Origin of the sequence: Halorubrum sp. Atlit-28R (genome assembly GCF_003665955.1) — an archaeon.
GTDB lineage: Archaea > Halobacteriota > Halobacteria > Halobacteriales > Haloferacaceae > Halorubrum > Halorubrum tropicale.
The window spans coordinates 80,235-107,040 of sequence record NZ_QPLS01000003.1 but is presented as its reverse complement, the minus strand read 5'-3'; the positions used below and the strand labels follow the sequence as shown (position 1 = coordinate 107,040).

Here is a 26,806-nt window from a genome sequence, read left to right as displayed (position 1 = left end):
GGCTACGCCTCGGTGAGCGCCTCGACCTGGTCTTCCAGTTCGGCGATTCGGCGCTCCTGTTCGAGGGCGATCGCCATCCACATCGGTGCCAGCGGGTCGGCGGGGTTGAGGTTCCCCGCGGCGTCGGCGTGGTCGCGAGCGTACACGAACAGCCGGTCGAATCGAGACTTGTCCTGCCGGCGGAGGACGCGTCGGAACGAGCGCCAGTCGTCTTCGATCGCGCTCAACTGGTCACGGTACGTCGGGTTCGTCCGGCCCATTACCGGATGCTCGGCGCGGCCGCGGCGCGGTCGACGGTCGCTCCCTCGTACATCCGGGCCCGGTGTTCGAGGACCTCCTGCCAGTACGCGAGCGTCGTCTGGAGCCAGCCGTCGTCGGTGTGGTAGACGAGCGTCTCCGTGTCGCCGGCGGCGTCCTCGAAGCGCGGGCCGAAGGGCGTCTTCCGGCAGGTGAGGTGCGTCGCCGCGGCGCGGCGGAGGGGCTTCGAGAACTCGTCGTCGCGGCACCGCGTCACGAGGACCGGCACGTCGTGGACGCGAGCGACGCGGGCGACCGACGCGATCGCGCGGACGAACAGCCGCTCGGCGGTGTCGGCGTCGATGTCGGCGGCGCGGTACATGCCGTCGAGGCCGGTCGCGACGACGACCGAGGGCGACTCGCGGGCGGCGAGCCGCCCGGCCAATCGGTCGAGCAGCGAGGTGTGCTGGTGGGCGGTGAACCCGCGGGCGACCTCGATGCGGTCGAGGACGCGGTCGGCCGGGGCGAGCTCACGGAGGCGCGTCGTGTTGGCCCTGTTCGCGCCGTCGACCCAGAACGCCGGGCCGTCGGCGCCGAGGACGCGGTCGAGCAGGAGCGCCTGGACGGGCGTGACACCGAGTTCGTCGTCGACGTCGACGAGCGTGACGCCGGGCGCGAGCTCCGGGAGGTCGGCGGTCGGTCGTCGGGAACGAGTGGACATGGTAGGGCCGACGGGGAATTACGTAAAAGGGGTGAGCCATGGACGGGCGGTGAAAGTGGAAGTGATGGCGATAGCTGAACCCGTCGAACGCCGGGGACGAACGCGGGACGGATCTCGGGGTTGTACCGAGACAAAGTACCCGGCTGCGTTCCGGATCGCGGACCCGCGGAGCGGGAGGCGGGCCTGCTCGAATACTCCGTACCGACTACCGCTCACCCAGGAGTCAGTTTGCTCTGGAGGTCGGCGATCCCGCCCGCTCCGCAACCACTAAACGCGGCTCGCTCCTTGCTCCGGTAATGGCCGACTGGACGGAGAAGTACCGCCCGAGCACGCTCTCGGAGGTGCGCGGCAACGACAAGGCCCGCGACGCGTTCGCGGAGTGGGCCCGGTCGTGGGACGACCACCGCGAGGCGGTCGTCCTCCACGGGAGCCCGGGCGTCGGGAAGACGAGCGCGGCCCACGCGCTCGCGAACGACATGGGGTGGGAGACCGTGGAGCTCAACGCCTCCGACCAGCGCACCGCCGACGTCATCGAGCGGTTCGCGGGGCGCGCGGCGCGCAACGCCACCCTCGGCGGGAGCGCGGCCGGGGGCGGCGCGGCCGGCGGCGACACCGCCTCGCGCCAGCTCGTCGTCCTCGACGAGGCCGACAACATCCACGGCAACTACGACCGCGGCGGCGCCTCGGCGATCACGAAGCTGGTCAAGGAGTCTGGCCAGCCGATCGTGCTCATCGCCAACGACTACTACGACATGTCGCGCGGGCTCCGGAACGCGACCCAGGAGATCGAGTTCCGCGACGTCTCCGCGCGCTCCATCGTCCCCGTCCTGCGCGACGTCTGTCGCAAGGAGGGGATCGAGTTCGAGTCCGACGCCCTCCAGCGGATCGCGGAGGGGAACCGCGGCGACCTCCGCGGCGCGATAAATGACCTCCAGGCCGCGACGCAGGGACGCGACTCGGTCACGGTCGAGGACGTGGTCACCGGCGACCGGGACAAGGCGCTGGGCCTCTTCCCGTTCCTCGACGCGGTCCTCAAGGAGGAGTCCGCGGAGGAGGCGCTCCAGTCCGCGTACGCCGTCGACGAGACGCCGGACGACATCTCGCGCTGGATCGAGAACAACGTCCTCGACGTGTACGAGCCCGCGGAGGCGGTCCGCGCGTACGACTTCCTCGCGAACGCGGACGTGTGGCTCGGCCGCGTGCGCGCCACGCAGAACTACTCCTACTGGCGGTACGCGACCGACAACGCAGCCGCGGGCGTGGCGGCCGCCCGCGACGGCGAGAAGGGCGGGTGGACGCGGTACGGCCGCCCGCAGTTCTGGTCGTCGTCGGACGCGACCGCGGACGAGGTCGTCGGCAAGATCGCGGCCGCGAGCGGGTGTAGCGTCGCGACGGCTCGCCGCGAGGTGCTGCCGTTCCTCGAGGCCGTCACCCACCACTGTAAGCCCCGCGAGCTGACCGTCGCGGTGGCGGCCGCCTACGACCTCGACGAGGCGGGCGTCGCCTTCGTCACGGGCTCCGGCGAGTCGACGAACAAGGTGGCGTCGATCGTCGAGGACGCGCAGGCCCGCCGCGAGGAGCTGATCGAGGAACACGCCGACGGCGCCTTCGCGGTCGACGGCGCCCGCCGCGGCGACGAGGGCGACGCGGCCGCGGACCGCGACGGCGACGGTTCCGGATCGACTGACCCCGAGAGCGACCCGGCCGACTCGGGGGAGGAGCCGGCGGACGACGAGTCTCCGAACGAGAGCGACGACGACGATCAGGCGGGACTGACCGACTTCATGTGACCCGGCGGCGGTCGCTCACCGGCTCCCGCCGCCGCCGAGCCGGGGCGAGTTCGGATCCGCGTCGCTTCCGCTCGGCGTCGGGGGGTCGACCGCGTCCGCGCAGCGGAACTCGAACCGCGCGCCGCCCTCGCGGCTCTCGGTCACCGAGACGGTCCAGTCGTGCGCCGCCGCGATCCGCTCGACGATGGCCAGTCCGAAGCCGGTGCCGTCGGGGGCGGTCGTGTGGCCCGGCTCGAAGACGGCGTCCCGCTGGTCGGGGTCGATCCCCGGGCCGTCGTCCGCGACGTAGAATCCCCCGTCCGTCCGTCCGACGCGGACGCGGACCGCGGCGGCGTCGGGGTCGCTCGGGTCGGCGTCCGCCGATCCCGAACCCGTCGCGAACGTGCCCGGCGTGACTCCCCCGGCTGAGCCCGCTCCGTCGTTCCCGTGGGCGGGGGCGCCCGCGCCGGCTCTGTCGGGAGCGCCGTGTTCGATCGCGTTCCGGAAGAGGTTCTCGAGGCACTGCCGGAGCCGCTCCGAGTCGCCCGTCACGGTCGGGAGCGGTCCGTCCACGACGAGCGCGGCGTCGGCCGGCTCGCCGACGGTCCGCCACGCGCGGTCCACGACCGACCGCAGGTCGGTCGGCTCGGCGGTCCGGACCGTCTTCCCCTCCTTGGCCAGCGTCAGGAGGTCCGAGATGAGGTCGTCCATGCGGTCGAGCGCGTCGAGGGCGCGGTCCAGCCGCTCGCTCGACGCGTCCCCGTCGAGCTCGGCGGCCAGTTCGACGTTCCCGAACGCGACGGAGAGCGGGTTCCGGAGGTCGTGCGAGACGACGCTCGCGAACTCGTCGAGCCGCTCGCGCTGGCGTTCCAGCCGCTTCCGCCGCTCGACGCGCTCGTCCGCGGGGAACAGGTACCCGACCACGTCGCCGCCCTCCGTCGCCCGGCCGCGCTCGTGGACCCACTGCGGCTCGCCGCCGGAGACGACGCGGTACACCACGTCGACCGGGGCGGCGTCGAGCGCCTCGCGGAGCCGCTCGCGGTCCTCGTCGACCACGCAGTCGAGCCAGCCGCCCTCCGCGCGCTCCGGGACCTCGATCCGAGACTCCCCGGACGCCTCGATCACGAACCGCGACGGATCCCCCACAGGCCGGCGGTAGGCGATTCCGGGGCGTCGTTCCATCGCTGCGGACACGTGTCAACGAGGCTACTCGGCCAGTATAAACCTTACTCGCCTATCACTTGTCATACACTGAGATCAAGTCTGAAAAGTGCGAAAATAACAGGGCAGGCCCCCGCGACGCCGAGAGACCTTTGTCGCGGCCCCCGGTGGATCGCCGTATGCGCGCAGCGATCCTGCGAGAGTACGGCGAGCCGCTCGCGGTCCGCGACCTCCCCGACCCCGACCCCGGCCCGGACGGCGCCGTCGTCAGCGTCGACGCCTGCGGCGTCTGCCGCAGCGACTGGCACGCCTGGGCCGGCCACGGCGAGTGGGCGGCCGACCGCGTCGCGCGCGGCCAGGTCCTCGGCCACGAGCCGGCCGGTGAGGTGGTCGCCGTCGGCGGGGAGGTCGATCGGTTCGAACCTGGCGACCGCGTGGTCGTCCCCTTCTCGCTCGGCGACGGCACCTGCCCGCACTGCCGCCGCGGGGCCGGCAACGTCTGCGAGGACGGCCGGGCGCTGGGGTTCGAGGCCGCCGCGCCGGGCGCGTTCGCGGAGCGCGTGGCGGTTCCGGCGGCCGACTACAACCTCGTCGAGCGCCCCGAGTGGCTCGACGCGACCGCGGCCGCTGCGCTCGGCTGCCGCTACATGACCGCGTACCACGCCCTCGCCGAGCGGGCGACCGTCGGCGGGGGCGACGCCGTCGCGGTCCACGGCTGCGGGGGCGTCGGGCTCTCCGCGGTCCAGATCGCCGCCGCGCTGGGCGCCCGCGTGATCGCGGTCGACCTCGACCCCGACGCCCTCGCGCTCGCGGCCGAGTTCGGCGCGGCCGAGACCGTGAACGCGGGGTCGCTCCCGGGAGACGAGTCCGTCCCCGAGCGGGTCCGCGCCCTCTCCGAGGGCGGCGCCGACACCTCGCTCGACGCCCTGGGGATCGCGGAGACCTGCCGCAACTCCGTCCGGTCGCTGCGCCCGCGCGGCACGCACGTCCAGGTCGGGCTCACCACGGACGCGGAGCGGGGCGAGGTGTCGCTGCCGACCGACTGGATGACGCGCTGGGAGGTCTCCTTCCTCGGCTCCCGCGGGATGCCCCCGACGAGCTACGACGACCTGTTCGCGCTGATCGAGGCGACCGGGATCGACCCCGGCGCGCTGGTCGCCCGGGAGCTGTCGCTGTCGGAGGTGTCGGGCCGGCTCGCCGCCATGGAGGAGTACGACGTGCGGGGCGTCGAGGTTGTCACCGACTTCGAGGGGTGAGCGTCACCGCTCGCGGTCCGCCCCGAGCCCGGGGATCGCGACGCGCTCGTCGACGCGCTCCATGACCTTCGACGCCGTCAACACGAGCGCGAGGTACATCGCGCCGAGCACGAGGAAGACGGTGGTGTACCGGAAGGTGTCGCTCGCGACCTGGTTGGCCAGGTAGTACAGCTCCGGGACTGTGATGAAGCCCGCCAGCGACGAGTACTTGATCAGGTAGACGAACTCGTTCGTCCACGAGGGGATCGCGTAGCGGAGCGCCTGCGGGAGGACCACGTGGTATATCGACTCCAGCTTCGAGAGCCCGATCGCCCGCCCCGCGGTGATCTGGCCGTCGTCGACGCTCTCGACCGCGCCGCGGATGTACTCGGCCTGGTAGGCCGCCCCGTTGAGCGTGAACCCGAGGATCGCCACCCAGACCACCTCGCGCGGGAAGACGCCGGACAGCACCGCCGGGACCGACGCCGCCAGGTTCAGCCCGTAGTAGAGCACGAACAGCTGCGCGAGGAGCGGCGTGCCGCGCAACAGCTCGGTGTAGCCCAAGGAGAGCCACGCGGAGAACCGACCGTACACCCGCGCGACGGCCAGCGGCACGGCGATGAAGAAGCCGCAGACGAGGCTCACGCCGGTGATGACCACGGTGAGCCACGTCCCCTGCGCGAGGACCGGCGTGAGCTCGACCACGAACGCGGCGTCGGCCGCCACCCCGGCGAGCCCCGGCACGCCGGCGAGCGCGGCCTCGACGGCGTCCGGTGCGACGAGCGGCTCGCCGACCGGGGCGATCGCGCCGCCGAGCCACCGGTTGCCCCAGCTGACGACGAGCCAGCCCCAGAACAGCGCGCCGGCGGCGACCAGCAGTAGCCGGCCGGCGGACTCGTCCGCGTCGGCCACGCGCTCGCCGACCGTCCGCGGTCGCGTCGCCCCCGCCATCACTCGTGGCTCGCGATGCGGTCGAGGAACCGGGCGGTCCGGTCCCGCTCGGGTCGTTCGAACAGCTGTTCGGGCGGCCCGCGCTCGACGACCCGGCCGTCGTCCAGGAACACGACCTCGTCGGCGACGGCCCGCGCGAAGCTCATCTCGTGGGTGACGACGAGCATCGTCATCCCGTCGTCGACCAGCCCGCGCATCACTTCCAGCACCTCGCCGATGAGCTCCGGGTCGAGCGCGCTCGTCGGCTCGTCGAACAGCATGAGCTTCGGCTCCATCGCCAGCGCGCGGGCGATCCCGACGCGCTGCTGTTGCCCGCCCGACAGCTCCGCGGGGTACGAGTCCAGCTGGTCGGCCAGCCCGACGCGCTCCAGCTGGTCCGCCGCGCGGTCCCGGGCCGCGTCCTCGGAGAGCCCGAGCACGCGCCGGGGGCCGAGCGCGACGTTGCCGACCGCGGTGAGGTGCGCGAACAGGTTGAAGCTCTGGAACACCATCCCCACCTCGCGCCGGAGCTCGTCGACGTCGGTGTCGGGCGAGAGCACCTCCTCGCCGTCGAGCGTGATCGACCCCTCTTGGGCCTCCGCGAGCCGGTTGACGCAGCGGAGCATCGTCGACTTCCCGGAGCCGGACGGCCCGATCAGGACGGTCACGTCGCCGCGGTCCATCCCGAAGGAGACCTCGTCGAGCACCTGCTCGTCGCCGTACCACTTCGAGACCTCGCTCACGCGGAGGAAGCCGTCGTCAGTCACGCCGACTCACCCTCCGGGATCGCGTAGCGGGTGCCGAGGTAATCGAGCGCGCGGTTCGTCGTGAACGTGAGGACGAAGTAGATGGCACTGATGAACAGGATGACTTCGAGGACCGCGGTCGTCTGCTCCGTGAACAGGTCGTAGCCGCGGGTCAGAAGCTCCGCGAGGCCGATCGCGAAGACGATGCTCGTGTCCTTCAACACGATGGTGAACTCGTTTTGGAACCCCGGGATCGACCGGCGGAGCGCCTGCGGAACGACGACGTAGCGGATCGCCTCGAACCGGGAGAGACCGACGGCCCGCCCCGCCTCCAGTTGCCCGTCGTCGACGCTCGACAGGGACGCGCGGAAGATCTGCGACTGGTACGCCGCGCTCCGCAGTCCGAGCCCCAAGATCCCGGCCGAGATCGCCGGCGAGATCGATCCGACGCCGAGGTTCACCTGCGGGACGCCGAGGACGAAGTACATGACGAGGAGGATGACCACGATGGGGGTCCCGCGGAGGACGACGCCGGCCGTCTCCACGAGGCGCTTCGAGAGCCCGTCCCCGTACACCTCCACCGCGCCGGCCGGGAAGCCGACGAGGAAGCCGAGCAGGATCGACGCGACGGTGAGCCCGACGGTCAACAGGAGCCCGCCGCCGAGGTAGTCGGCGTTCCGGACGACGAACCACCAGTCCGCGGGGTCGCCGACGAGCCACCAGTCGATCGACTCGACGGCCGACAGGAGGGCGCCGCTCGCCGTCGGGTCCGGGGCCCCGAGGCTGGCGGCCGCGGCGAGCGCGAGCGACCCCGAGACCGACATCCTACTCCTGCCCGAACCAGGTGTTGGTGATCTCCTGGTACGTGCCGTCGTCGCGGACGGTCTGGAGGCCGTCGTTGAGCGCGGACTGGAGCTCCGACTCGTTCTGCCGGATGCCGAAGCCGAACTGCTCGCCGGTCTCCTCGACGAACGCGATCGTCACGTCGCGGTTCGCGGCGAAGGTCTCGGCGACGGGGTTGTCGACGACGACGGCGTCGATGTTGCCGTTCGCGAGGTCCTCGACGGCGAGGACGTAGCTGCCGTACGTCGAGAAGTTGTCCGACGAGATGATCCCCTCGTCGACGAGGTTCGTCTCCACCTGGTTCGCGCCGGTGGTGCCGGACTGCGCGCCGACCCGGGTGCCCTCGAAGTCGCTCCACCCGGACGGCTGGAAGTCGCCCCCCTCGCGCACGAGGATCGCCTGGTCGGACTCCCAGTAAGGGTCAGAGAAGGCGATCGTCTGCCGGCGCTCCTCGTTTATCGTCATCGCGGCGGCGATGACGTCGATCTCCTCGTTCTGCGTGAGCGCCGGGATGAGCCCCTCGAACTCGAAGGTCGCCCACTCGCCGATCTCGTAGTCGGTCTCGGCGACGACCGCTTCGAGCAGGTCGACGTCGAACCCGACCAGTTCGCCGTCCTGCCGCATCTCGAACGGCGGGAACCCGGGCGCGGTTCCGGGGGTGATCGTCGTGGCGCTCCCGCTGTCGCCGAGGCAGCCAGCGACGCCGGTCAGTCCGACGGCGGCCGATCCGCCGGTCAGCTTCAGGTACGTCCGACGGCTCACGTGGGAATCGGCGTGGTGTGTCATACCTGTGCGAGTGCGGCGATTGGTTTTAACCTTTCCTCCCGCGGACGGGGTGGTTTTCACGTATCGACGGGGAGACCGGGCTCGGACGGACGGATCTGGCAAAAACTGCGCCGCTCAGTCCCCGCCGATCGGCGCGGCGCCGTCGCGCATCTCGTCGGCCCCGCGGAGGGTCCACGCCGCGCCCGCGGCGAGCGCGACCGCGACGCCCAGCGCGACGAGGTTGACCTGCTGCCAGACGGCGGTGTACAGGACCAGGTCGCGGCCGAGCAGCAGCGTGCCCACGAGCGCGCCCATCGAGCCGACGGCGAGCGCGCGGACGGTCCCGGCGGTGCCGGCGTCGAGCCCGTCGTACCCGACGCGGACGGCCTCCGTGGCGTACGCGACCGTCGCGACGAGCCCGAGGTGACCGGCGAGGCCCGCGATGTAGAACGCCGCCTGCGCGGGCGGCGCGTAGGTGAGGAACGGCACCGCGCGCGAGAAGGCCGCGCTGGCGACGACGCCGGCGACCGCGATCCCCGCCGCCGCCCGGAGGAGCCGCGCGGTCCCGCGCCCGCCGCCCCAGATGGTCGCCAGTCCGAGCAGCGTGAAGATGGTCAGCGCGACGACTAGGTGCGCGGCGTGCGTCGACACCGTGTACCCGCCGGGCACGAGCCCGCTGAGGGTGACGGTGATCGCGCCGACGGTGATCTGGAGCGGGAGGATCGCGACCGCGAGCGTCGCCGCCAGCTTGGTCCGGCGCTCAAACCCCGAGCCGAGCCACGTCCACCCGGCGACCCCGATGATGAGGAAGCCGGTCACCATCGCCCACGCGCGGTGGAACCACTCGATGAAGTCGGGGTTGATCGTCAGCGCGGGGATGAGCTGGTCGGAACACAGCGGCCACTGGGCCTGGCACGCCAGCCCGGATCCCGTCGCCGCGGTGTAGACGCCGAGCGAGAAGAGGACGAGCGTCATCCCCGTCGTCGCCGCCGCGTATCGCCTGAACGTTAGCCACGCGGGCCGAAGACTCATTGGCTGGATTCGGGCGCGCGCGCACTTAGACCGTTCGGCCGCTCCTCGTCGCCGGGAAGCGCTCGCCGCGGGCCGCCGGCTTCCGAACGCTTTTGACTGACCAGTCAGTCAGTATCGGTGTAAACCGAATGGCAGACACGGACCGCCGGAGCCCCGATCCCCCGCACAGTCCCCTCCCCGAACGCGACGGCCCGACCCACGCGGAGGCGATCGCCTGATGGGCCTCCGCGACGCCGTCGGCTCGCTGTTCAAGGGCGCCGACGAGCTCGACCTCACCTCCGGCGACATCGGGTGGCCGCTGTTCTTCCTCTCCCTCCCGATCGTCGTCCAGAACCTCTTTCAGGTGCTGTACAACCTGGCCGACACCTTCTGGCTCGGGCGCTACAGCACCGAGGCGCTGTCCGCGATCACGTTCGCGTTCCCGATCGTCTTCCTGATGATCTCGCTGGCGCTCGGCGTCTCCGTCGCCGGGAGCGTCCTCGTCGCCCAACACACCGGCGCCGGCAACGAGGAGCGCGCCGCCTACGCCGCCTCGCAGACGATGGCGTACGCCGCCGTCATCTCCGTCGTCTTCGGCGTGCTGGGCTACGTCCTCGTCGACGACATCACGGCGCTCCTCGGCGTGAACGAGACCGTCGCGCCGCTCGTCGTCGAGTACATGCGCGTGTACGCGGTGGGCCTCTTCGCCGTGTTCGGCTTCGCGGTGTTCATGTCGCTGATGCGCGGCTACGGCGACACCGTGACGCCGATGTACGTCATGGCCGGCTCGGTCGTCCTCAACATCCTCCTGGACCCGATCTTCATCTTCGGGTTCGACGCTAACCCGCTGTTCGGCGCGCTCGGCCTCGGCGGCGTCGAGGCCGCCGCCCTCGACGCGACCGGGTTCACCGGGTGGGGCATCGGTGGCGCCGCGATCGCGACGGTCGGGTCCCGGGCGCTCGCGCTCCTCGTCGGACTCCGGATCATGGTCCGCGGGGACCGCGGGGTCCAGATCCGGCTCTCGGAGATGCTCCCCGACCCAGAGTTCGGGAAGACGATCCTCGGCATCGGGCTGCCGGCCTCCGCGGAGGGCGCCGCCCGCTCGGTCTCGATCACCGCGCTCCTCCTCGTCGTCGCCAACTTCCCGAACGCGGTGAGCGGGGCGTACGGCATCGGGACGCGGATCTTCTCGGTCATCTTCCTGCCGGCGCTCGCCGTCTCGCAGGGGATCGAGACGATGACGGGGCAGAACATCGGCGCCGGGGAGCCGGACCGCGCCGCCGAGACGAACCACTTCGGCGCCCGCGCCATGCTCGGGCTGCTCACGGTCGGCGGCGGGGTCATCGTCCTCGCCGCGCGGCCGATCGCGGGCGTGTTCTCCCCGGACCCCGCCGTCGTCGACCACGCGACGACGTTCCTCCGAGTGAGCGGTCTCTCCTTCGGGTTCATCGGCGCCATGCGCGCCTACACCGGCGGCTTCCGCGGCGCCGGCCACACGATGATCGCGGCCGTCGTCTCGCTGATCACGCTCGGCTTCGTCCGGCTCCCGGTCGCGTGGGTCGCGGCCGGCTCGCTCGGGGCGATGGGCCTCTGGATCGCGTTCCCGGTCTCCAACGTCGTCGGCGGCGTCGTCGCGTACCTCTGGTTCGAACGCGACACGTGGCGCGACGGGAACCTCACGGAGGACGGCGCGGCCGTCGACGAGATCGGCACCGACGTGACGTCGCCGGACGACGACTGACACCGTGAACTTTCGCGGGCGCGGACCCAGTGAGCGGGCGTGGCGTCGACGGGTCGACTTCGATCCGGTCGCTATCCGGACAGCTCCCGCTTCGCCTTTCGGGCCCGCTCGGACATCTCGCCGTTGCCGTCGACGTCCGCGAGCGTCTCGATCGCCTCCAGCTTGCGGACGGAGTCGTCGAGGAAGGAGAGCACGTCGCCGGTGTACGCGTACACCATGTAGTCGTCGGTCATCACGTCGACGATGGCCTGCGGCCCGAGCCCCTCGGCGCGCAGTTCGAGGACGTAGCGCATGAACTTCTCCTCGGGGCAGCCGCAGTAGGGGTTCGAATCGCAGTCGCAGTCGAGGAAGTCCTCCGCGAAGTCGAGCACGCGGTCGCGGGTCGTCTCGTCGAGCTTCGAGAGCCCGTCGCCGGTGAACAGCAGGTCGAGGGTGGCGCCGGCGAACGCCCCCTTCGGGATGTTCGCCTCCAGCTGGGAGGCGAGCTGCCGGTGGTTTTTCACGTAGATCTTGTCGGTGAAGGCCACGGGTACCCGTCGATACGCCGGCGCGCCTCAAAAGCGACGCGGTGACCGGGGCCGACGACGGCCCGCTCGGTCGTACCGCCTGGGGCGCCACTCGATGCCACGCCCGCCCGGGAGTCGTAACCGTTATTTACCGAAGCGAGGTACGTTTCGACGCGTGTCCGGGTTAGGGTAGTGGACTATCCTTCAGCCTTGTGGAGGCTGAGACGCGGGTTCAATTCTCGCACCCGGACCTTCTTTGAATCGGCGTAAGTCAGAGACCGGAGGTTCCGTCGACCGCGTCGGCGAGTCGATCCAGAAACCCCGCTTCATGTCGCTCGTCAACGTGCGCGATGTTCCACAGTCCCGAGTCGGTTATCTCGTTGCGAGGACTCTCTCGTCCTAACCACTCGTCGCTCCGGGGGTCGACGGAGTCTCGCTCGAAGTTGCTGACGAGCGCGATCGCGTTCCGTTCGACGTACGCGCGGTCGCTCTCGGGGCCCGGCTCGTCCCCGATGTGGACCCACAGAAACGGGAGGGCGCGAATATACTCGCTGACTCGGCGCTCGTGGGCCAGCTCCGCGAGGCGACGCTCGCGGTCGGCGGTCGACCCCTCGCCCCAGCGGGGGTACTCGTCGCCGAGCTCGTCCCGTTCGATCATGGCCCAGCCGACGTGCCTGCGGAACACCGAGCCGCGGTGATTCCCGCCGCCCTCGTAGCTCCCGCGGTTCGCTCCGCGGTGCGCCCGCAGCCGAGTCCACAGCGACGTTCCGGACCCCGTCGAGACGGCGTGCGTGCCGACGCGCGTGACTCGCAGCTGGTCTGTCGCCTCTCGGGCCCCTCCGCTCGCGAAAAAGAAGTAGACCCCTCGCTCGGGCCAGTCCATGCGCCCGGTACACTCCGCGAGACGCCGCTTCCCGCCGACGTTCGCTTCGAGACGATCGAGGAGGTCGTAGAACCGATCGAGGTCCGAAGCGCGGGACATACGACTGCGTACCGGGGTGACACACAAAACCGCCGGGGGTCCGCAGCGCGGGACGGCGTGGCGGTCAGAACCCGATCCGCTCCCCATCTTCCGGGACCAGCACGTCTTCGGTCGCCGCCCGGAGCTCCTCGCGCGAGAGCAGGCAGTGGTTGATCGCCTCCATGTGGACCACGGCGACCGCGGCGTCGGTCGCATCGCGCACGGCCCGCACGTCGTTGACGCCCATCGTGATCGGCTCGTCCCGATTGAACCGCGCCGCGCCGCCGTTGAGGACGACCGCGTCGGGCTCGACCCGCGCGAGCGTCTCCGCCACCGGCTCGTACCAGACCGTGTCGCCGGCGAGGTACAGCGTCTCCGTACCCTCGAAGACGAACCCGGAGACGGGGCCCATCGCCTCGGCCAGTTCCCCGTGTCCGTGGCGGCCGGGCGTCCGGCGGAGCGTGACGCCGTCGAACGACGCCGGCCCCTCGACCGGCCGCACGTCGGTGAAGCCGTCCTCGACGAACGCGTCCGCTTCGGCCGGCTGGCAGAACAGCGGCACGTCCGGGTCGAGCGCTTCGACCGCCGCCTCGTCGATGTGGTCCGGGTGGCGGTGGGTGACGGCCACCGCGTCGTGCGCGAGGTCGACGTCGGGCATCGGCACGAGCGGGTTGTTCCGTTTGTTCGGCGTGTCGTCGATCGGCGGCAGCGCGCCCCGCTCGGCGAACACCGGGTCGACGAGGAACGTCGTCTCGCCCACGGTCGCGAGGACCGTGGCGTTGCGGACGAGGGTGACGTCGAGGGCGGCGTCGGTCGACATACCGCCCCTTCGACGAGCGGCGTGTTGTGGATTGCGGCGGGACCGCCGCCGACCGCGGCGTCCGCGAGTTATTTGTCGGCCGCGGGTCAACCCCTGCGTCATGAACGGACGTGAGTCGACGTGAGCCCGCGCGGTCTGCGCTCCACGAGCGACGGGACCGGTGGCGACCGCGCGACGGGCGTCGGGTCGGGATGAGCGGGTCGTCCGAGGGGTCGTCGAGCGCGAGCGACGACGCGGACGCCGCCGACGCGGGCGAAACGGACACCGCCGACACGATGCGCGAGCGCGCCGGCGAGAACCGGGTGAAGCTCTGGCTGCTGTTGCGCGCGGACCGGCTCGTCGTCGCGGCGGTGCTGACGCTGGCCGTCTTCGTCGCGTTCGTCGCCGTCGCGGTCGCGCTCTCGCCGTCGCTCGCGACGAAGGTCGGATCGAGCGACCCCATCGAGACGCTGTTCGCGTCGATGATCACCGCGATCGTCACGGGGGCGACGCTCGTCGTCACGATCGGACAGCTCGTGCTCACGCAGGAGAACGGCCCGCTCGGCGACCAGCGGGACCGCATGGACGACACGCTCGCCGTCCGGGACGACATCGCGGACCTGACCGGCGGGCCGGCGCCCACGGACCCGGCCGCGTTCCTCGACGCGATCCTCGGCGCGGCGGCGGGGCGCGCTCGGGATCTCCGCGACTCGGTGGAGGGTCAGGGAGACGACGGCGACGGCTCCAGTCGGGACGCGCTCCGAGCGGAGGTCGACGACCTCGCGACCGGACTCACCGGGAACGCCGACGCCGTGCGCGGCCAGCTCGACGGCGCCGAGTTCGGTTCCTTCGACGTCGTCTTCGCCGCGCTCAACTTCGACTACGGGCCGAAGATCGGACAGATAGAGCGCATCGCCACCGAGCACGACGACGCCCTCACCGACGACGAGCGCGGGCTCCTCGGGGAACTGAAAGCGACCGTGTCGCTGTACGGGCCCGCCCGCGAGCACGTCAAGACGCTGTACTTCCAATGGGCGCTGATCGACCTCTCGCGCCTAATCTTGTACGCCGCGGTGCCGGCGCTGGCCGTCGCGGGCCTCATGGTCACGGTCGTCGACGCCGGCACGTTCCCGGGGAGCACGCTCGGCGTCGCCCACGTGACGCTCGCCGTCGGCGGCGCGTTCGCGGTCGCGCTCCTCCCGTTCTCGCTTTTCGTCTCCTACCTGCTCCGCGTGCTCACGCTCGCGAAGCGCACGCTCGCCATCGGGCCGCTGGTGCTGCGCGACTCCGAGTAGCGAGCGCGGTCGCTCTCGGGGAGACCGCGCGCTCGGCGGCGGAAGATGTCGCCCGCGACACTAACGACCGGTCTCATCTCCGGCGGCGTGCCGCGTCGACCGGGAAACCCTCGTGGCGGGCGGTCGCCTGCGCGGCGACGGGCGGGTCGCGTGTGCGACCGATGTCACGCGCCTGGGTTCTCCGCGCTGTCATCGCTCCCATCGGGGAGTACTCGGGCGGGGACTGATGGCGCGCGAGCCGACGTTGCGCCCGGAGGGGCTTAACGGCCCCGCTCGCCGCCGGCCTCGGGCGTCCGGCGGTATCGACGCCTATCCGAACGCACTTACGTCCCTGTCACGGACCCACGCGCAATGTCTGTCCGAGTCGGTATCCTCGGCGCCACCGGCGCCGTGGGCCAGCGATTCATCCAGCTGCTCGACGACCACCCGACCTTCGACCTCGCCGCGGTCACGGCGAGTTCGGAGAGCGCGGGCGAGACGTACCGCGAGGCGGCCAAGTGGCGCGTCGACACGCCGATCCCGGCGGACGCGGCCGAGATGGAAGTCGCGGAGACGACCCCGGAGGGGATCGCCGACGCCGACGTGGACCTCCTCTTCTCCTCGCTCCCCTCGGGCGTCGCCGCGGAGGTCGAGCCCGCGTTCCTGGAGGCCGGCTACGTCGTCTCCTCGAACTCCTCGAACGACCGCATGGCCGCGGACGTGCCGCTCACCATCCCCGAGATCAACCCGGACCACCTCGACCTGATCGAGGTCCAGCGCGACGAGCGCGGCTGGGACGGCGCCTTGGTGAAGAACCCCAACTGCTCGACGATCACGATGGTGCCGACGCTCGCGGCGATCGACGAGTTCGGCCTCGAAAGCGTCCGCGTCTCCACGCTCCAGGCCGTCTCCGGCGCCGGCTACTCCGGCGTCACCTCGATGGAGATCATCGACAACGCCATCCCGCACATCGGCGGCGAGGAGGAGAAGATGGAGACGGAGTCGCGCAAGCTGCTCGGCGAGTTCGACGGCGCCGAGGTCGCGCTCCACGACGCCGACGTGGCCGCCTCCTGTAACCGGATCCCGACGCTCGACGGCCACCTTGAGAACGTCTTCGCGGAGTTCGCCGAGGACCCTTCGGCCGCTGACCTCCGCGAGGCGATGCGCTCGTTCGAGGGCGTCGGCGACCTGCCGAGCTCGCCGGACCAGCTCATCAAGGTGTTCGGCGACGACGAGCCCGAGCGCCCGCAGCCCCGCCTCGACCGCACGTACGCCGACGGGATGGGGATCGTCGCCGGCGGCGTCCAGTCGACCGACGCCGGCGCGAAGTACAACTGCCTCGCGCACAACACGATCCGCGGCGCGGCGGGCGCCTCGCTGCTCAACGGCGAGCTGCTCGTCGAGGAAGGGTACGTCTGAGCGGTCGCCGTCGGATGCGGCGGGCGGCCTCAGCGAAGTATTGAACCGGCCGCCCTCACGTCTCGGATCCATGGTGGACAAAGAGACGGTACGCCGCGGGTACGACCGGCTCGCCGAGGCGTACGCAGCGGACCGCAACGAGACCGGCCGCGGACGCGAGGTGTTGGCCGACTTCCTCGGCGCGCTCCCCGCGTCGGCGCGCGTTCTCGACGCCGGGTGCGGACAGGGTACCCCCGTCCTCAGCGATCTGAGCGCGTCGGCGACCGCGACCGGACTCGACGTCTCCCGCCGGCAGCTGGAGCTGGCCGCGGACCGCGTCCCGGACGCGGCGCTCGCGCAGGGCGACATGGTTCGGCTGCCCTTCGGCGACGGCGCCTTCGACGCGGTGACGGCGTACCACTCGCTGATCCACGTTCCGGCCGAACAGCATCAGGCCGTGGTCGACGAGTTCGCGCGCGTCCTCGTCGACGGCGGGCGACTTCTCTGTTCCGAGGGACCGGAACCGTGGCACGGCGAGAACGCGGACTGGCTAGACACCGACGTCGAGATGCAGTGGGACATCGCGGGGGCGGAAGCGACCCGGCGACACCTCCGGAACGCCGGCTTCGTCGTCGAACGGGAGTCGAGGGCGGGAGACTCGCTCGCGGAGGGCGACGACGCGCGCTGGACGTTCTTCACGGCGCGGTTGGAGGGCTAGACCGCGGTCCGGTGGGAGACCCGCACCGCGGCCGGGTCCGTCGTTACTTCCCTTCGAACTCCGGCTCGCCGTCGCCCATGAACGCCGTGATGCCCTCCATGAGGTCGTCCGTGTTCATCACGTGGCCGAAGCCCATCGCCTCCACTTCGAGGCCGGCCTCGTTGTCGGTGCGACCGGCGTGGATCGCGCGCTTCGTGTACTTCTGGGCGATCGGCGGGCCGCCGGCCAGCTGCTCGGCCAGCTCCCGCGCGCGCTCGTCGAGCTCGTCGTCCGGGACGACCTCGTTGACGAAGTCGTACTCGGCCATCGTCTCGGCGTCGTAGCGGTCGGCGGTGAGGATGATCTCCTTCGCGCGCCCCTCGCCGACGATCCGCGCGAGCCGCTGCGTGCCGCCCCACCCCGGCAGCAGGCCGAGGTCGAGCTCGGGCTGGCCCAGCTCGGAGTGCTCGGAGGCGATCCGCATGTCCGCGGCGGTCGCGAGCTCCATCCCGCCGCCGAGGCAGTAGCCGTCGATGGCGGCGATCACGGGCTTGTCGGACGACTCCAGCTTGCCGAACGTCTGCTGGCCCTGTCGGGAGAGCTCGACCGCGTGGATCGGGTCCGCGCCGCCGGCGGCCATGCTCTGGACGTCGGCGCCCGCGGAGAAGGCGCGGTCGCCCGCGCCCGAGAGCAGGATCGCTCGGACCTCGTCGTCGTCGTCCAGCCGGTCGACCGCGTCGGCGAGCTCGTCGAGGACCTCGCCGCTGATCGTGTTCATCCGGTGCGGGCGGTCGATCTCGACGTGCCCGACCCGGCTCTCGGCGTCGACCTCGACGTTCAGCACCTCGTAGTCGGGGCCGTCGTCCGCGTCGGCGTCGCCGTCGCCGCGGAACCCGCCCTCCTCGGCCGCCTCGCGCAGGTAGTCGGTCGCCTCGTAGCGCGCCTCGCCGGTCTCCTCCGCGAGCGCGTCGAGCGTCTCCACGAGGGCGGCGAGCCCCTCCTCGTCCGCGAGCTTGGCCGGGCCGTCAGGGAAGCCGGCGCCCAGCTTCACCGCCTCGTCGATGTCGTCGGCGTCGGCCACGTCGTCGCCGATGAGGCCGGCCGTCTCGTTGGCCATCACCGCGAGCAGGCGGCGGCGGACGTCGGCGTCGACCGCGTCGGTCGGGATCTGGGCGCCGTCGCCGTCCTCGTAGTCGTAGAACCCCTTGCCGGTCTTCTTGCCGAGGTCCTCCGCCTCGACCTTCTCGCCGAGCAGCGGGCACGGGCGGTAGGCGTCGCCGAGGACCTCGTGCATGTACTCCAACACGTGGTAGCCCACGTCGATGCCGACCTGGTCGGCCAGCTCGAACGAGCCCATCGGGAGGCCCATGTCGAACTTCGTCGTGGAGTCGACGGCCTCCATCGTCGCGTCGCCGGACTCGACGATCCACGCCGCCTCGTTCATCAGCGGGACGAGGATGCGGTTGACAATGAAGCCGGGACTGTCCTTCCGGACGCGGACGGGGGTCTTCCCCATCGACTCCGCGAGCCCCTCGATCAGTTCCAGGGTGTCGTCGCTCGTGTGCTTCCCGGAGATGACCTCGACGAGGTCCATCCGCACCGGCGGGTTGAAGAAGTGCATGCCGCAGAAGCGCTCGGGCCGGTCGGTGACCTCGGACAGTTCGGTGATGGAGAGACTGGAGGTGTTGGTGACGAAGACGGCCTCTTCGGGGGCGTGCTCGACGACCTCGTCGTACACGTCCTTCTTGATCGCCATCTTCTCGGGGACGACCTCGACGACCACGTCGGCGCCGTCGAGCGCGTCTCCGAGGTCGACGAAGGCGTCGACGCGGTCGAGCGCCGCGTCGGCCTCGTCGTCGCCGATCCGGTCCTTCTCGGCGAGCTTGCCGAGCGACCACTCGATCTGGTCGTACCCCTTCTGGACGAGCTCGTCGTTGATGTCCCGGAGCGACACGTCGTAGCCGGCGAGGGCGGCCACTTCCGCGATGCCGTGTCCCATGTTCCCGGCGCCGAGCACTGCCACGCGCTGGACGTCTTCGAGTTGCATACTCGAACGGTCGGAACCGTCATGGTTGAACGTTTCCATCTTCCAAACGCCAAACTCGAAGTAAGTTTATTCGGGCGGGCCGCCCCCGCCGCGGCGGTCCGAACCGAATCGTACTCCCGCGTGCGTCCCCGGGTTCCGACATGGACGACCGAGTCGCGGCCACCCTGCGCGAGGACCCGACGATGGCCGCGCTGATCGACCGTCACGGCCCCCTCGACGTCGCGCCCGCGGGCGACGAGTTCGCGCGGCTCTGTGCCTCGATCGTGAACCAGCAGCTCTCGACCGCCTCCGCGGCGGCCATCCGCGAGCGGTTCGTGGACGCCCTCGGCGGCGACCCGACGCCCGACCGCGTCCTCGCGGCCGACGAGGCGGCGCTGCGCGAGGCCGGGCTCAGCGCCACGAAGGTCGAGTACCTGCGGAACGCCGCCGACGCGTTCCGCGACGGCGAGCGCGACCTCACCCGGGAGGGGCTGGCGGACCTGAGCGACGCGGCCGTCGTCGACCGGCTCACGGAGATCCGCGGGGTGGGCGAGTGGACGGCGCGGATGTACCTGATCTTCGCGCTCGGTCGCGAGGACGTGCTGCCGCTCGGCGACCTCGCGGTGCGGAAGGGAATCGAGCGGATCTACAACGACGGCGAGGAGCTGTCGCGCGCGGAGATGCGCGAAATCGGCGAGGCGTGGCGCCCCTACCGGAGCTACGGCACGCGGTACGTCTGGGCCGAGTACGAGTCGTGAGTCGGCGACGAGCCGGCGGCGGTCGAGCGCGGGGAGTCGGTCGTAGACGTGCGGCTCAGTTGGTCTCGCTGCCCTGTCGCGGGCGCCGCCCCTCGCCCTCGACCGGCGCTGGCTCGTCGCCGGCGGCGTCCTCGCGGTACAGCCGGAGCAGTTCTTCGAGGAGGACGGCGTGCCGGTCGCCCGGGACGTACTGGTGGTCGATGAAGTCCTCGGCGTCGCTGAACCGTCCGCGGAGCGCGAGCTTCCGGACGAACGCCACCGAGTCGAAGAACGGCGGCTCCCCAGTCTCGCCGTCGTCGCCGCCGAGCTTCCGCTCCGTCTCGGGGATCACCTCCGCCTCGATCGCGTCGTAGTCGATCGTCGACGGATCGTACTCGTCGAGCGTCCGCGAGAGCACGTAGTCGGCGGAGAACCGATAGAACTCGGACTTGCTCTCGAACTGCCCCTCGTCGACGAGCGACTCGATCTCCTCGACGACCGGCTCGGGGAATCGAACCGTGCTCTTCACCATATGCCGTCACATTGACACCCCCGGTCTTATACCTTCGCCAGACGGGCCCGACGCTCGAACCGGCGCCGTCCGGGCGGTCTACTCCTCTTCTTCGAGTATCTCGCCCGCCTCGCCGCGCTCGGCCTCGTCGGTGTCGGCGCGCCGGCGCACGTCGACCCGGTAGTCGGTGAGGATGTCGCGGCCGAGCAGCAGCGGGTACTCCATGTGGCCGCGGTCCTCGACGCTCGCGGTGACGGTGTGCTGGTTCCCGCCGATCCCGATGACGAGGTCGACGACCGGGCGGGCCTTGCCGCCCTTCACGCTGCCCGACTTGACGCGGGTCATGCTCTTGATCGGGCCGGCGCCGATCTCGGCGGCCAGCTGGGTGTCGATGCTCGTCCGAGTCGCGCCCGTGTCGGACTTCGCGAGCGCCTGCGTCGAGCCGGAGGTGCCGGTGACGACGACCTCCTCGATGTAGCCGATGTCGGGCTGCTCGGTCGTGCTCGGCTTCGGGGCGGGCGCGCAGGAGGGCCGCGAGTCGTCGAGCGTCGCGGCGACGCGCTCGACCGCCGCCTCGTCCACCTCGCCGCCGACCGTCTCGATCGCGTGCTTCGCGATGTACGGGGCCGGGCTCGTCCCGGTCGCCTCGAACAGGCCCTTGAACCCGGCGGTGGGGTTCACCTCGAGGACGTACCAGCCGTCGTACCCCTCGACGAGGTCGACGCCGGCGTAGTCGAGCCCCATCACCTCGGCGGCGTAGAGCGCGGTGTCGGCGGCCTCCTCTGGCATGTCGTCGGTGGCGTCCTCGACCGCGCCGCCGAGCGCGACGTTGGTGCGCCAGTCGCCCTCGGGCGCGTAACGGTACATCGACCCGACGATCTCGTCGCCGACGACGTACACGCGCAGGTCGCGGTGCTTCTCGTCGTCGCGGTCGATGAGCTTCTGGAGGAACGCCTGCCGGTTGCCGACCTTCGGGTTCACGCGCTCCGTGAGGTCCACCTTCCACGTCCCGCCGCCGTGGGTGCCGATCGCGGTCTTGTACACGCCCACGTCGCCGAACCGCTCGCGGCCCTCGTTGAGGCGGTCGTTCGACAGCGCCAGCAGCGCGTCGGGCACGCGGATGTTCCAGTCGGCGAGCGTCGCGGCCGTGGCGAACTTGTGGATCGACGCCAGCACCGCGTTCGGCTCGTTCAGCATCGGGCGGATGCGCTCGAACGTCGCCGCCAGCCCCAGCAGCTCCGCGGGCTGGTCGGTGTTCGACAGGAGGAGGCGGTTCGCGATCACGTCGACCGCGGGCTCGACGGAGACGTCGCCGTCCTCGACGCTGACCGCGGCGTTCTCCTCGCGGAGCCACACCGGCTCGTGGCCGAGGTCCTCGACCGCGTTACAGATCGCCTTCGTCTCCTTGCTGTTGTGTAGCGACAGGACTCCCACCCGAACCGGGTCCGAACTCATAGCGACTCCTGCGCGGGCGTGCCTAAAAGTTCGACCGATCGACTCGGCTGAGGGCCGCCCGGGGAGAGACGGGTCGCCATATATATAGCCCGCCCCCCGCTCCGCTCAGGCATGAGCGACGACCGGGCGTTCACGTACAACGGCGGGGCGGTGCCGCCCGGCGACACGCAGAACATCCGCTACGGCATCAGCGAGACGTACCTCGGCGACCCGGTGCGGATCCCCGTCACCATCGTCAACGGCGAGCGCGACGGGCCGACCGCGTTCCTCACCGCCGCGGCCCACGGCGACGAGCTGAACGGGATCGAGGTCGTCCGCGAGGTCGCCCACGAGTGGGACCTCTCCGAGCTGGCCGGCACCCTCGTCTGCCTGCCCGTGCTCAACGTCCCCGGGTTCCTCGCGCAGCAGCGGTACCTCCCCGTCTACGACCGGGACCTGAACCGGTCGTTCCCGGGGAAGCCCGAGTCGACCAGTTCGAAGCGCATGGCCCACCGGATCTACGAGAACTTCATCGCGCCGTGCGACTTCGGGCTCGACTTCCACACCTCCACGCGCGGCCGGACGAACATGCTCCACGTCCGCGCGGACATGACGGACGAGGCCGTCTACCGCCTCGCGATGGCGTTCGGCTCGAAGGTCGTCATCGACAGCGACGGGCCGAGCGGCACCCTCCGCGGCGAGGCGACCGACGACGGCATCCCCACGATCACGATCGAGATGGGGGAGGCCCACCGGTTCCAGCGCCCGCTCATCGACGACGCCCTCGACGGGGTGCGCTCCGTGTTCGCGGAGTACGGGCTCTTGGAGACCGACGCGGTGCGCTGGCCCGGCTGGCGCACCATCGTCGCCGGCGCGGGCGAGAAGACGTGGCTCCGCGCAGACTCCGGCGGCATCGTCGACACCCACTTCGAGAGCGGGTCGCTCGTCCGCGAGGGCGAGCGCATCGCGACGATCACCAACCCGTTCAAGGAGGACGCCGTCGGGGTCGAGGCCCCCTTCACCGGTCTCCTGATCGGCCTCCTGGAGAACCCGGTCGTCTACCCCGGCAACCCCCTGTGTCACCTCGTCGAGATCGGCGCGTCGACCCGCCGGGCGATCGAGGCCGGCGACGCGCCCAGCCCCGTCGGCCAGCCGACGCCCTCGGAGTGAGGGGTCGCGGCGGCGCGCCTCCCGTCACTCACCACCGAGCCGTCCACGGAGTCCGACCGCCGCGCCGGCGACGAGCGCCAGGAAGCCGATCAGGAACGCCGCCGGCTGGAGGAGGACGCGCTGCGCGACGACGGCGCCCGGCTCGCGCTCGACGGTCCGCGTCCAGAACTCGTACCGCTCGCCGTCGCGCTCGACGATCAGGATCCCGTCCCCGAGCGCCGGCTCCGTCGGGTACGACAGCGAGTCGACGCGCTCGGCGGGGTCCTCGACGCCGAAGCCCCCCTCGGGCGAGTCGCGAGCGCGGTCGAAGGCCTCTCGGGCGTCGGGCGGGAGGTCGGCGTACGCGACGACCGCGTCCGACGCGTCCGACCCGTTCCCCCCGCTCGCGGCCGGCGACTCGAAGCCCGCGACGGACCCCTCGGTCACCGGCTGGACGGTGTGCGTGTAGGCGGGGCTCGGCTCGCCGACGGCGACGGGGAGGTAGAGGGGATTCGCCATCAGGAGGACGCCGAGCGCGGCGAGCCCGGCGGCCGCGAGCGGGGTGCGCATACGCCGCGTTCGGCGGGCCGGGAGTTGAGCGTTCGGGGTCGCCGCCGCGCTACCGACCGATCGTCCCCTGCCGCGTCACGGGCGCGTCGGGGTCCACCAGGAACGCCACGACCGTCGCGCCCTCGTCGCCCGCGGTCGGCGGCGGTGGTGGAGTCCATTACCAACTTGTAAAACCACACGGTTAAAAAGCGGTCCGGTGGGGGCGACGCGCTCTTGTGTCCCGCGCACCTCGTTTCGATACCGTGACGACCGTCCTCTCGGAGCTCGACCGCCGCAAGCGCGACGACCGGCCGGACGGGACGTTCTACGACGATCCGCGGTTCGTCACCCACGCGGACGACGCGTTCCTCGCCCGGCTCACCGCGCTGTACGCCTCCGTCACCGAGCCCGGCGACCGCGTCCTCGACGCGATGAGCAGTTGGGTGTCGCACCTGCCCGAGACCGACTACGAGCGCGTCGTCGGCCACGGGCTCAACGAGGCCGAACTGGCCGCCAACGACCGCCTCGACGAGTTCGTCGTCAGCGACCTCAACGCCGACCCGTCGCTCCCGTTCGCCGACGGGTCCTTCGACGCCGTCTGCTGCGCGCTGTCGGTCCAGTACCTCCAGTACCCCGGCCAGGTGTTCGCGGAGTTCGCGCGCGTCCTCGCGCCCGGCGGGACGGTCGTCGTGAGCTTCTCGAACCGCATGTTCCCGACGAAGGCCGTCCGCGCGTGGCGCGCCGCCTCGATGGCCGAGCGCGCCGACCTCGTCGAGCGGTACCTCGACGCGGGCGGGTTCGCGGTCGCCGACCGGATCGCCGAGCGCCCGGGCGAGGACCCGTTCTACGCCCTGGTGGGGACGCTCCCGTGACGCCCCGCCGCGTCGCGGCCGGGGGCTTCGACCTCGCGCTCGCCCTGACGCTCGGCGCGGCCGCGCGGCTGGCGCACGTCCTCTGGTACCGCCTCTTCGAGACGAGCGTCGCCGTCGACCTCGCCGGCTCCGCCGCGCTCGGCGCCGTGTTCGGCCTCGGCCACGTCGTCGTCGCCTCCGGCGACCGCGTCCTCGGTCCGGCGGGGGACACCGCCGACTCGCGGGCGTGGCGCCCCCGACGCGTCGCCGCCGCGGGCGCGGTCGGCTTCCTGCTTCACGCGTCGATCGCCCCCGTGTTCACGCCGTTCGGGCTCGAACCGGTCGGCGTCAACGCGGTGCTGACCGCCGGCGGCGTCGCGGTCGGACTCTGGTCGTTCGCGGTCCGTCGGGCGACGCGGTAGGAGCCGGCGGAGGCGGTCGGAGCCGGCGCCCCCGGTAGGGGCCGGCGGGCGCGGTAGACGCCTGACGGCGGTCGCCCCCGCGCCGCTCGTCAGTCCGCCGTCGACGGGGCGGTCGACTCCAGCCCGGAGCCGCTGGGCGGTCGGAGGACGAACACCGCCGCTCCGGCGCCGAGCGCGAGCGCGCCGCCGAGGAGGAACGTCGGGTTCCAGCCGAGGCTCGCGACGAGGTAGCCGGCGACCGTCCCGGAGAAGACCCCGCCGCCGACCTTCGCGGTGTACAGGACGGCGTAGTTGCCGGATGAGTTGGCCGAGCCGTAGTAGTCGGCCAGTATCGACGGGAAGAAGACGTACAGCGGCGAGGAGAAGAACATCGCGCCGAGGACGAACGCGACGAAGACGGCGCCGTTGCCCGCCTCGCCGGCCGCCACCAGCCCGATCCGGAAGAGCCCGGCGAGGAGGAACGAGCCCGCCATCACGCGCTTGCGGCTGAAGCGGTCGGTCGCCTCGCCGAGGATCAACCGCGAGACGCCGGCGGCGACGGGGAGCAGCGTCGCGGAGAGCGTCGCGACGAGCGCCGCCAGCCCGAAGTTCTCCGCGAACCGGACCACGTTCGCGATGACGAGGAGGTCGGCGCTCGCCATCGCGATGAACATCGCGTACAGCAGCCAGAACTGCCAGGTCGAGAGCATCTCTCCCGTCGAGTAGTTGCGGCCGCGGATCGAGGCGGCCAGGCCGTCGGCCCCGCCGTCGCCGTCGTCGTCCCCGTCGCGGTCCAGCCAGTCCGTCGGGGGGTCCCGGAGGAGGAGCGAGCCGACGAGCGTGACGACCAAGATCCCGATCCCGATGTTGCGGAGCACGTCGCTGTACGCCGCCACGGTCGCGTTCGCCCGCACGTACGGGACCACGAGGGCGCTGCCGGCCGCGAACGCCATCGTCCCGACCCCGGTCGTCAGCCCGGTGCGGTCGGGGAACCACTTGACCGCGGTGTTGACGGCGACGGTGTAGACGATGCCGACGCCGACCGCGCCCAGCGAGTACAGCAGGTACAGCTGCCACAGGCTCGTCGCGTACGCGAGGCCGATGTAGCCGCCGCCGGCGAGCACCGCCGCGAGGAAGGTGAGCGCGCCCGGCCCCCGGCTGTCCCGCCACTTGCCCGCCGGGAACTGCGAGAGCGACTGGAACACGACGTAAAAGGAGAACACCGCGCCCAGCGCCGGGAGCGCGATGTCGAGGCCCTCGGAGAGCGCCGGCGAGATGGACGACCAGACGTACTGGTACGGGCTCACCGCGGCCATCATCCCGGCCGCGGCCGCGATCTGCCACCAGCGGGAGAAGCCGAGCGTGTCGGCGGCGCGCGCGGCGTAGTCGACACCGCCCGTCGACCCGTCGCCGCCGGCCGTCGCCTCTCCCTCCCCGTCGGCGCCTTCCGCCGTCGGTTCGCCATCACCCATCGTCGTCCGTCGTCCGCGTGGTGTCGGTCTGTGTCATGACGTGCGTGCCCTGTCGTTTCGCCTCTCGGCACCGGTCCCCCGGTTCGGGGAGGTCTCGTTTCCACCCACCGCGCTCGCCGACTAAAACTCGTCGTTGCGGTCGGTCCCCGCAAGCCGCTCGCCGGTCCGGAATCGCCCGCGGTCGTCCGGTGGTTGGTCGCCGCCCGACAACGGTCGGTCGCCGCCCGACAACGGTCGCGACCCGTCGCGCGCCGCCCCGGATAAATTATGATAATCGTCTATCCTGTCGAAAATTGTTAAGATGGAGCCTCTCGTAGCCGTATTCGAACACGGGGCGTCACAGGCCGACGCCCGAACCCACACCATGTCCACCGACACCGACGCCGCCGATCCGCGCGACGGAACCGCGAGCGCCTCCCGCGACGCCGACCGCGTCCCGCGGTCTCCCGGGCCGGGGCGCTTCGAACGCGTGCTGGTCGTCACGACCGACGACCCCGCGGGGCGGGCCGCGGCCTCGGCGGCCGTCGACCTCGCGGCGACGCACGGGGCGACCGTCGACGCGCTGTACGTCGTCGACACGACCGAGGGCTGGGACATGGTCGTCGAACGCCGCGAGCGGGCCGGCGAGGAGCTCGTTGAGGCCGCCGCGGCCCGGGGCGCCGCGGCCGGCGTCGAGGTCGAGAAGTGGTTCCGCTACGGCGCGCCGCACAGGGAGGCGGTCGACTTCGCTGCCGCGCACGACGCGGACCTCGTGGTGGTCGGCGCCGCCCGCCGGACCGGGCTCGACCGCCTGCTCCACCCTGACCCGGTCCCGGCCCGCGTCCGGCGCGGCGTCGACGTCCCGGTCATGGTCGTCGGCCCGGACGACGACTGACCCGCGCG

At 71.6% G+C, this 26,806-nt stretch carries 27 protein-coding genes, 1 tRNA gene and 1 pseudogene; 12 read left to right on the top strand and 17 right to left on the bottom strand.

The genetic code is table 11. From position 1 onward, the window contains the following. Positions 1 to 2 precede the first annotated feature (2 nt). Positions 3 to 260 carry a hypothetical protein gene (locus DVK06_RS06125; RefSeq protein ID WP_121599677.1) on the bottom strand — a complete coding sequence of 86 codons (258 nt, stop codon included), beginning with the start codon at positions 258 to 260 and terminating at the stop codon, positions 3 to 5. Beyond that, the gene (locus tag DVK06_RS06120; RefSeq protein ID WP_121599676.1) at positions 260 to 958 is read right to left on the bottom strand and encodes a hypothetical protein; all 699 of its coding nucleotides are present in this window, start codon (positions 956 to 958) and stop codon (positions 260 to 262) included. Before DVK06_RS06120 ends, DVK06_RS06125 begins: the two co-directional genes overlap by 1 nt. 296 nt (positions 959 to 1,254) lie before the next feature. Between DVK06_RS06120 and DVK06_RS06115 the strand changes: the two genes are divergently transcribed. Continuing rightward, positions 1,255 to 2,748, top strand: coding sequence for a replication factor C large subunit (locus DVK06_RS06115; protein WP_121599675.1), 1,494 nt, complete (start codon positions 1,255 to 1,257; stop codon positions 2,746 to 2,748). A gap of 15 nt (positions 2,749 to 2,763) precedes the next feature. Here the strand turns inward: DVK06_RS06115 and DVK06_RS06110 are convergent, their stop codons facing one another. Further along, complete coding sequence (locus tag DVK06_RS06110) at positions 2,764 to 3,909, bottom strand: PAS domain-containing sensor histidine kinase (RefSeq protein WP_199718600.1); 1,146 nt, start codon at positions 3,907 to 3,909, stop codon at positions 2,764 to 2,766. A gap of 158 nt (positions 3,910 to 4,067) precedes the next feature. Between DVK06_RS06110 and DVK06_RS06105 the strand changes: the two genes are divergently transcribed. Beyond that, positions 4,068 to 5,144: a zinc-binding dehydrogenase gene (locus DVK06_RS06105; RefSeq protein WP_121599673.1), complete on the top strand. Its 1,077-nt coding sequence runs from the start codon at positions 4,068 to 4,070 to the stop codon at positions 5,142 to 5,144. A 3-nt stretch (positions 5,145 to 5,147) separates the two neighbouring features. Here DVK06_RS06105 and DVK06_RS06100 read toward each other — a convergent pair whose 3' ends face one another. From DVK06_RS06100 to DVK06_RS06080, 5 genes are all read right to left on the bottom strand, one after another. Next, the gene (locus tag DVK06_RS06100; RefSeq protein WP_053772779.1) at positions 5,148 to 6,074 is read right to left on the bottom strand and encodes an amino acid ABC transporter permease; all 927 of its coding nucleotides are present in this window, start codon (positions 6,072 to 6,074) and stop codon (positions 5,148 to 5,150) included. Beyond that, entirely contained in the window at positions 6,074 to 6,820 is a 747-nt protein-coding gene (locus tag DVK06_RS06095; protein ID WP_053772778.1) for an amino acid ABC transporter ATP-binding protein, read from the bottom strand. The genes DVK06_RS06100 and DVK06_RS06095 overlap by 1 nt, the downstream gene beginning before the upstream one ends. Then, complete coding sequence (locus tag DVK06_RS06090; protein ID WP_053772777.1) at positions 6,817 to 7,623, bottom strand: amino acid ABC transporter permease; 807 nt, start codon at positions 7,621 to 7,623, stop codon at positions 6,817 to 6,819. The genes DVK06_RS06095 and DVK06_RS06090 overlap by 4 nt, the downstream gene beginning before the upstream one ends. A 1-nt stretch (position 7,624) precedes the next feature. Beyond that, entirely contained in the window at positions 7,625 to 8,428 is an 804-nt protein-coding gene (locus DVK06_RS06085; protein ID WP_121599672.1) for a basic amino acid ABC transporter substrate-binding protein, read from the bottom strand. A 114-nt stretch (positions 8,429 to 8,542) separates the two neighbouring features. Then, the gene (locus DVK06_RS06080) at positions 8,543 to 9,382 is read right to left on the bottom strand and encodes a COX15/CtaA family protein (protein ID WP_121599671.1); all 840 of its coding nucleotides are present in this window, start codon (positions 9,380 to 9,382) and stop codon (positions 8,543 to 8,545) included. Between the two features lie 274 nt (positions 9,383 to 9,656). Between DVK06_RS06080 and DVK06_RS06075 the strand changes: the two genes are divergently transcribed. Then, positions 9,657 to 11,159: an MATE family efflux transporter gene (locus DVK06_RS06075; protein ID WP_121599670.1), complete on the top strand. Its 1,503-nt coding sequence runs from the start codon at positions 9,657 to 9,659 to the stop codon at positions 11,157 to 11,159. Positions 11,160 to 11,230: 71 nt separating this feature from the next. Here DVK06_RS06075 and DVK06_RS06070 read toward each other — a convergent pair whose 3' ends face one another. Beyond that, entirely contained in the window at positions 11,231 to 11,686 is a 456-nt protein-coding gene (locus DVK06_RS06070; protein WP_053772773.1) for a DUF5814 domain-containing protein, read from the bottom strand. A 157-nt stretch (positions 11,687 to 11,843) separates the two neighbouring features. Here DVK06_RS06070 and DVK06_RS06065 point away from each other — a divergent pair. Next, positions 11,844 to 11,916 (top strand) — tRNA-His (locus tag DVK06_RS06065). 20 nt (positions 11,917 to 11,936) lie between these two features. On the opposite strand, the gene DVK06_RS06060 is transcribed toward DVK06_RS06065, so the two are convergent. Then, on the bottom strand, positions 11,937 to 12,647 hold the full coding sequence (locus tag DVK06_RS06060) for a hypothetical protein (protein WP_121599669.1): 711 nt from the start codon (positions 12,645 to 12,647) through the stop codon (positions 11,937 to 11,939). Between the two features lie 64 nt (positions 12,648 to 12,711). Then, positions 12,712 to 13,446 carry an MBL fold metallo-hydrolase gene (locus DVK06_RS06055; protein ID WP_121599668.1) on the bottom strand — a complete coding sequence of 245 codons (735 nt, stop codon included), beginning with the start codon at positions 13,444 to 13,446 and terminating at the stop codon, positions 12,712 to 12,714. Between the two features lie 191 nt (positions 13,447 to 13,637). Between DVK06_RS06055 and DVK06_RS06050 the strand changes: the two genes are divergently transcribed. The 3 genes from DVK06_RS06050 (at position 13,638) to DVK06_RS06040 (ending at position 16,815) form a co-directional block, all read left to right on the top strand. Continuing rightward, positions 13,638 to 14,720 carry a hypothetical protein gene (locus DVK06_RS06050; protein ID WP_053772795.1) on the top strand — a complete coding sequence of 361 codons (1,083 nt, stop codon included), beginning with the start codon at positions 13,638 to 13,640 and terminating at the stop codon, positions 14,718 to 14,720. Between the two features lie 351 nt (positions 14,721 to 15,071). Next, positions 15,072 to 16,118 (top strand): aspartate-semialdehyde dehydrogenase, encoded by a 1,047-nt coding sequence (gene asd, locus DVK06_RS06045; RefSeq protein WP_053772769.1) that lies wholly within the window; start codon positions 15,072 to 15,074, stop codon positions 16,116 to 16,118. A 70-nt stretch (positions 16,119 to 16,188) separates the two neighbouring features. After that, positions 16,189 to 16,815: a class I SAM-dependent methyltransferase gene (locus tag DVK06_RS06040; RefSeq protein ID WP_121599667.1), complete on the top strand. Its 627-nt coding sequence runs from the start codon at positions 16,189 to 16,191 to the stop codon at positions 16,813 to 16,815. Between the two features lie 43 nt (positions 16,816 to 16,858). On the opposite strand, the gene DVK06_RS06035 is transcribed toward DVK06_RS06040, so the two are convergent. After that, complete coding sequence (locus tag DVK06_RS06035; protein WP_121599666.1) at positions 16,859 to 18,841, bottom strand: 3-hydroxyacyl-CoA dehydrogenase/enoyl-CoA hydratase family protein; 1,983 nt, start codon at positions 18,839 to 18,841, stop codon at positions 16,859 to 16,861. A 140-nt stretch (positions 18,842 to 18,981) separates the two neighbouring features. On the opposite strand from DVK06_RS06035, the gene DVK06_RS06030 reads away from it, so the two are divergent. Then, on the top strand, positions 18,982 to 19,578 hold the full coding sequence (locus DVK06_RS06030; protein WP_053772766.1) for a DNA-3-methyladenine glycosylase: 597 nt from the start codon (positions 18,982 to 18,984) through the stop codon (positions 19,576 to 19,578). Positions 19,579 to 19,633: 55 nt separating this feature from the next. On the opposite strand, the gene DVK06_RS06025 is transcribed toward DVK06_RS06030, so the two are convergent. Then, positions 19,634 to 20,089: a hypothetical protein gene (locus DVK06_RS06025; RefSeq protein WP_121599665.1), complete on the bottom strand. Its 456-nt coding sequence runs from the start codon at positions 20,087 to 20,089 to the stop codon at positions 19,634 to 19,636. Between the two features lie 78 nt (positions 20,090 to 20,167). Further along, positions 20,168 to 21,523 carry a RimK/LysX family protein gene (locus tag DVK06_RS06020; RefSeq protein ID WP_053772764.1) on the bottom strand — a complete coding sequence of 452 codons (1,356 nt, stop codon included), beginning with the start codon at positions 21,521 to 21,523 and terminating at the stop codon, positions 20,168 to 20,170. Positions 21,524 to 21,634: 111 nt separating this feature from the next. Between DVK06_RS06020 and DVK06_RS06015 the strand changes: the two genes are divergently transcribed. Continuing rightward, positions 21,635 to 22,672, top strand: a complete 1,038-nt coding sequence (locus tag DVK06_RS06015) for a succinylglutamate desuccinylase/aspartoacylase family protein (protein ID WP_121599664.1) — start codon at positions 21,635 to 21,637, stop codon at positions 22,670 to 22,672. Positions 22,673 to 22,696: 24 nt separating this feature from the next. On the opposite strand, the gene DVK06_RS06010 is transcribed toward DVK06_RS06015, so the two are convergent. Together DVK06_RS06010 and DVK06_RS06005 are read right to left on the bottom strand one after the other, a co-directional pair. Further along, a complete protein-coding gene (locus DVK06_RS06010) occupies positions 22,697 to 23,221 on the bottom strand; it encodes a hypothetical protein (protein WP_053772762.1) in 525 nt (174 codons plus the stop codon). Between the two features lie 49 nt (positions 23,222 to 23,270). After that, positions 23,271 to 23,348: pseudogene (locus DVK06_RS06005) on the bottom strand (pirin family protein); the annotation flags it as partial. Between the two features lie 115 nt (positions 23,349 to 23,463). Here DVK06_RS06005 and DVK06_RS06000 point away from each other — a divergent pair. Together DVK06_RS06000 and DVK06_RS05995 are read left to right on the top strand one after the other, a co-directional pair. Further along, positions 23,464 to 24,072, top strand: a complete 609-nt coding sequence (locus DVK06_RS06000) for a class I SAM-dependent methyltransferase (RefSeq protein ID WP_121599663.1) — start codon at positions 23,464 to 23,466, stop codon at positions 24,070 to 24,072. Further along, positions 24,069 to 24,473, top strand: coding sequence for a hypothetical protein (locus tag DVK06_RS05995; protein ID WP_121599662.1), 405 nt, complete (start codon positions 24,069 to 24,071; stop codon positions 24,471 to 24,473). The genes DVK06_RS06000 and DVK06_RS05995 overlap by 4 nt, the downstream gene beginning before the upstream one ends. 89 nt (positions 24,474 to 24,562) lie before the next feature. On the opposite strand, the gene DVK06_RS05990 is transcribed toward DVK06_RS05995, so the two are convergent. Then, positions 24,563 to 25,924, bottom strand: a complete 1,362-nt coding sequence (locus tag DVK06_RS05990; RefSeq protein ID WP_121599661.1) for an OFA family MFS transporter — start codon at positions 25,922 to 25,924, stop codon at positions 24,563 to 24,565. Between the two features lie 364 nt (positions 25,925 to 26,288). Between DVK06_RS05990 and DVK06_RS05985 the strand changes: the two genes are divergently transcribed. After that, positions 26,289 to 26,798, top strand: coding sequence for a universal stress protein (locus DVK06_RS05985; protein ID WP_121599660.1), 510 nt, complete (start codon positions 26,289 to 26,291; stop codon positions 26,796 to 26,798). The last annotated feature ends 8 nt before the right edge of the window (positions 26,799 to 26,806 follow it).

Coding starts and splice junctions, on each gene's coding strand:
- DVK06_RS06035 (WP_121599666.1), bottom strand. CDS start 18,841: ATGCAACTCGAAGACGTCCAGCGCGTGGCAGTGCTCGGCGCCGGGAAC.
- DVK06_RS06120 (WP_121599676.1), bottom strand. CDS start 958: ATGTCCACTCGTTCCCGACGACCGACCGCCGACCTCCCGGAGCTCGCG.
- DVK06_RS06090 (WP_053772777.1), bottom strand. CDS start 7,623: ATGTCGGTCTCGGGGTCGCTCGCGCTCGCCGCGGCCGCCAGCCTCGGG.
- DVK06_RS06110 (WP_199718600.1), bottom strand. CDS start 3,909: ATGGAACGACGCCCCGGAATCGCCTACCGCCGGCCTGTGGGGGATCCG.
- DVK06_RS06050 (WP_053772795.1), top strand. CDS start 13,638: ATGAGCGGGTCGTCCGAGGGGTCGTCGAGCGCGAGCGACGACGCGGAC.
- DVK06_RS06010 (WP_053772762.1), bottom strand. CDS start 23,221: ATGCGCACCCCGCTCGCGGCCGCCGGGCTCGCCGCGCTCGGCGTCCTC.
- DVK06_RS06060 (WP_121599669.1), bottom strand. CDS start 12,647: ATGTCCCGCGCTTCGGACCTCGATCGGTTCTACGACCTCCTCGATCGT.
- DVK06_RS06025 (WP_121599665.1), bottom strand. CDS start 20,089: ATGGTGAAGAGCACGGTTCGATTCCCCGAGCCGGTCGTCGAGGAGATC.
- DVK06_RS06020 (WP_053772764.1), bottom strand. CDS start 21,523: ATGAGTTCGGACCCGGTTCGGGTGGGAGTCCTGTCGCTACACAACAGC.
- DVK06_RS06040 (WP_121599667.1), top strand. CDS start 16,189: ATGGTGGACAAAGAGACGGTACGCCGCGGGTACGACCGGCTCGCCGAG.
- asd (WP_053772769.1), top strand. CDS start 15,072: ATGTCTGTCCGAGTCGGTATCCTCGGCGCCACCGGCGCCGTGGGCCAG.
- DVK06_RS06030 (WP_053772766.1), top strand. CDS start 18,982: ATGGACGACCGAGTCGCGGCCACCCTGCGCGAGGACCCGACGATGGCC.
- DVK06_RS06080 (WP_121599671.1), bottom strand. CDS start 9,382: ATGACGCTCGTCCTCTTCTCGCTCGGCGTCTACACCGCGGCGACGGGA.
- DVK06_RS06055 (WP_121599668.1), bottom strand. CDS start 13,446: ATGTCGACCGACGCCGCCCTCGACGTCACCCTCGTCCGCAACGCCACG.
- DVK06_RS06115 (WP_121599675.1), top strand. CDS start 1,255: ATGGCCGACTGGACGGAGAAGTACCGCCCGAGCACGCTCTCGGAGGTG.
- DVK06_RS06085 (WP_121599672.1), bottom strand. CDS start 8,428: ATGACACACCACGCCGATTCCCACGTGAGCCGTCGGACGTACCTGAAG.
- DVK06_RS06075 (WP_121599670.1), top strand. CDS start 9,657: ATGGGCCTCCGCGACGCCGTCGGCTCGCTGTTCAAGGGCGCCGACGAG.
- DVK06_RS06100 (WP_053772779.1), bottom strand. CDS start 6,074: ATGGCGGGGGCGACGCGACCGCGGACGGTCGGCGAGCGCGTGGCCGAC.
- DVK06_RS05990 (WP_121599661.1), bottom strand. CDS start 25,924: ATGGGTGATGGCGAACCGACGGCGGAAGGCGCCGACGGGGAGGGAGAG.
- DVK06_RS06105 (WP_121599673.1), top strand. CDS start 4,068: ATGCGCGCAGCGATCCTGCGAGAGTACGGCGAGCCGCTCGCGGTCCGC.
- DVK06_RS05985 (WP_121599660.1), top strand. CDS start 26,289: ATGTCCACCGACACCGACGCCGCCGATCCGCGCGACGGAACCGCGAGC.
- DVK06_RS06125 (WP_121599677.1), bottom strand. CDS start 260: ATGGGCCGGACGAACCCGACGTACCGTGACCAGTTGAGCGCGATCGAA.
- DVK06_RS06015 (WP_121599664.1), top strand. CDS start 21,635: ATGAGCGACGACCGGGCGTTCACGTACAACGGCGGGGCGGTGCCGCCC.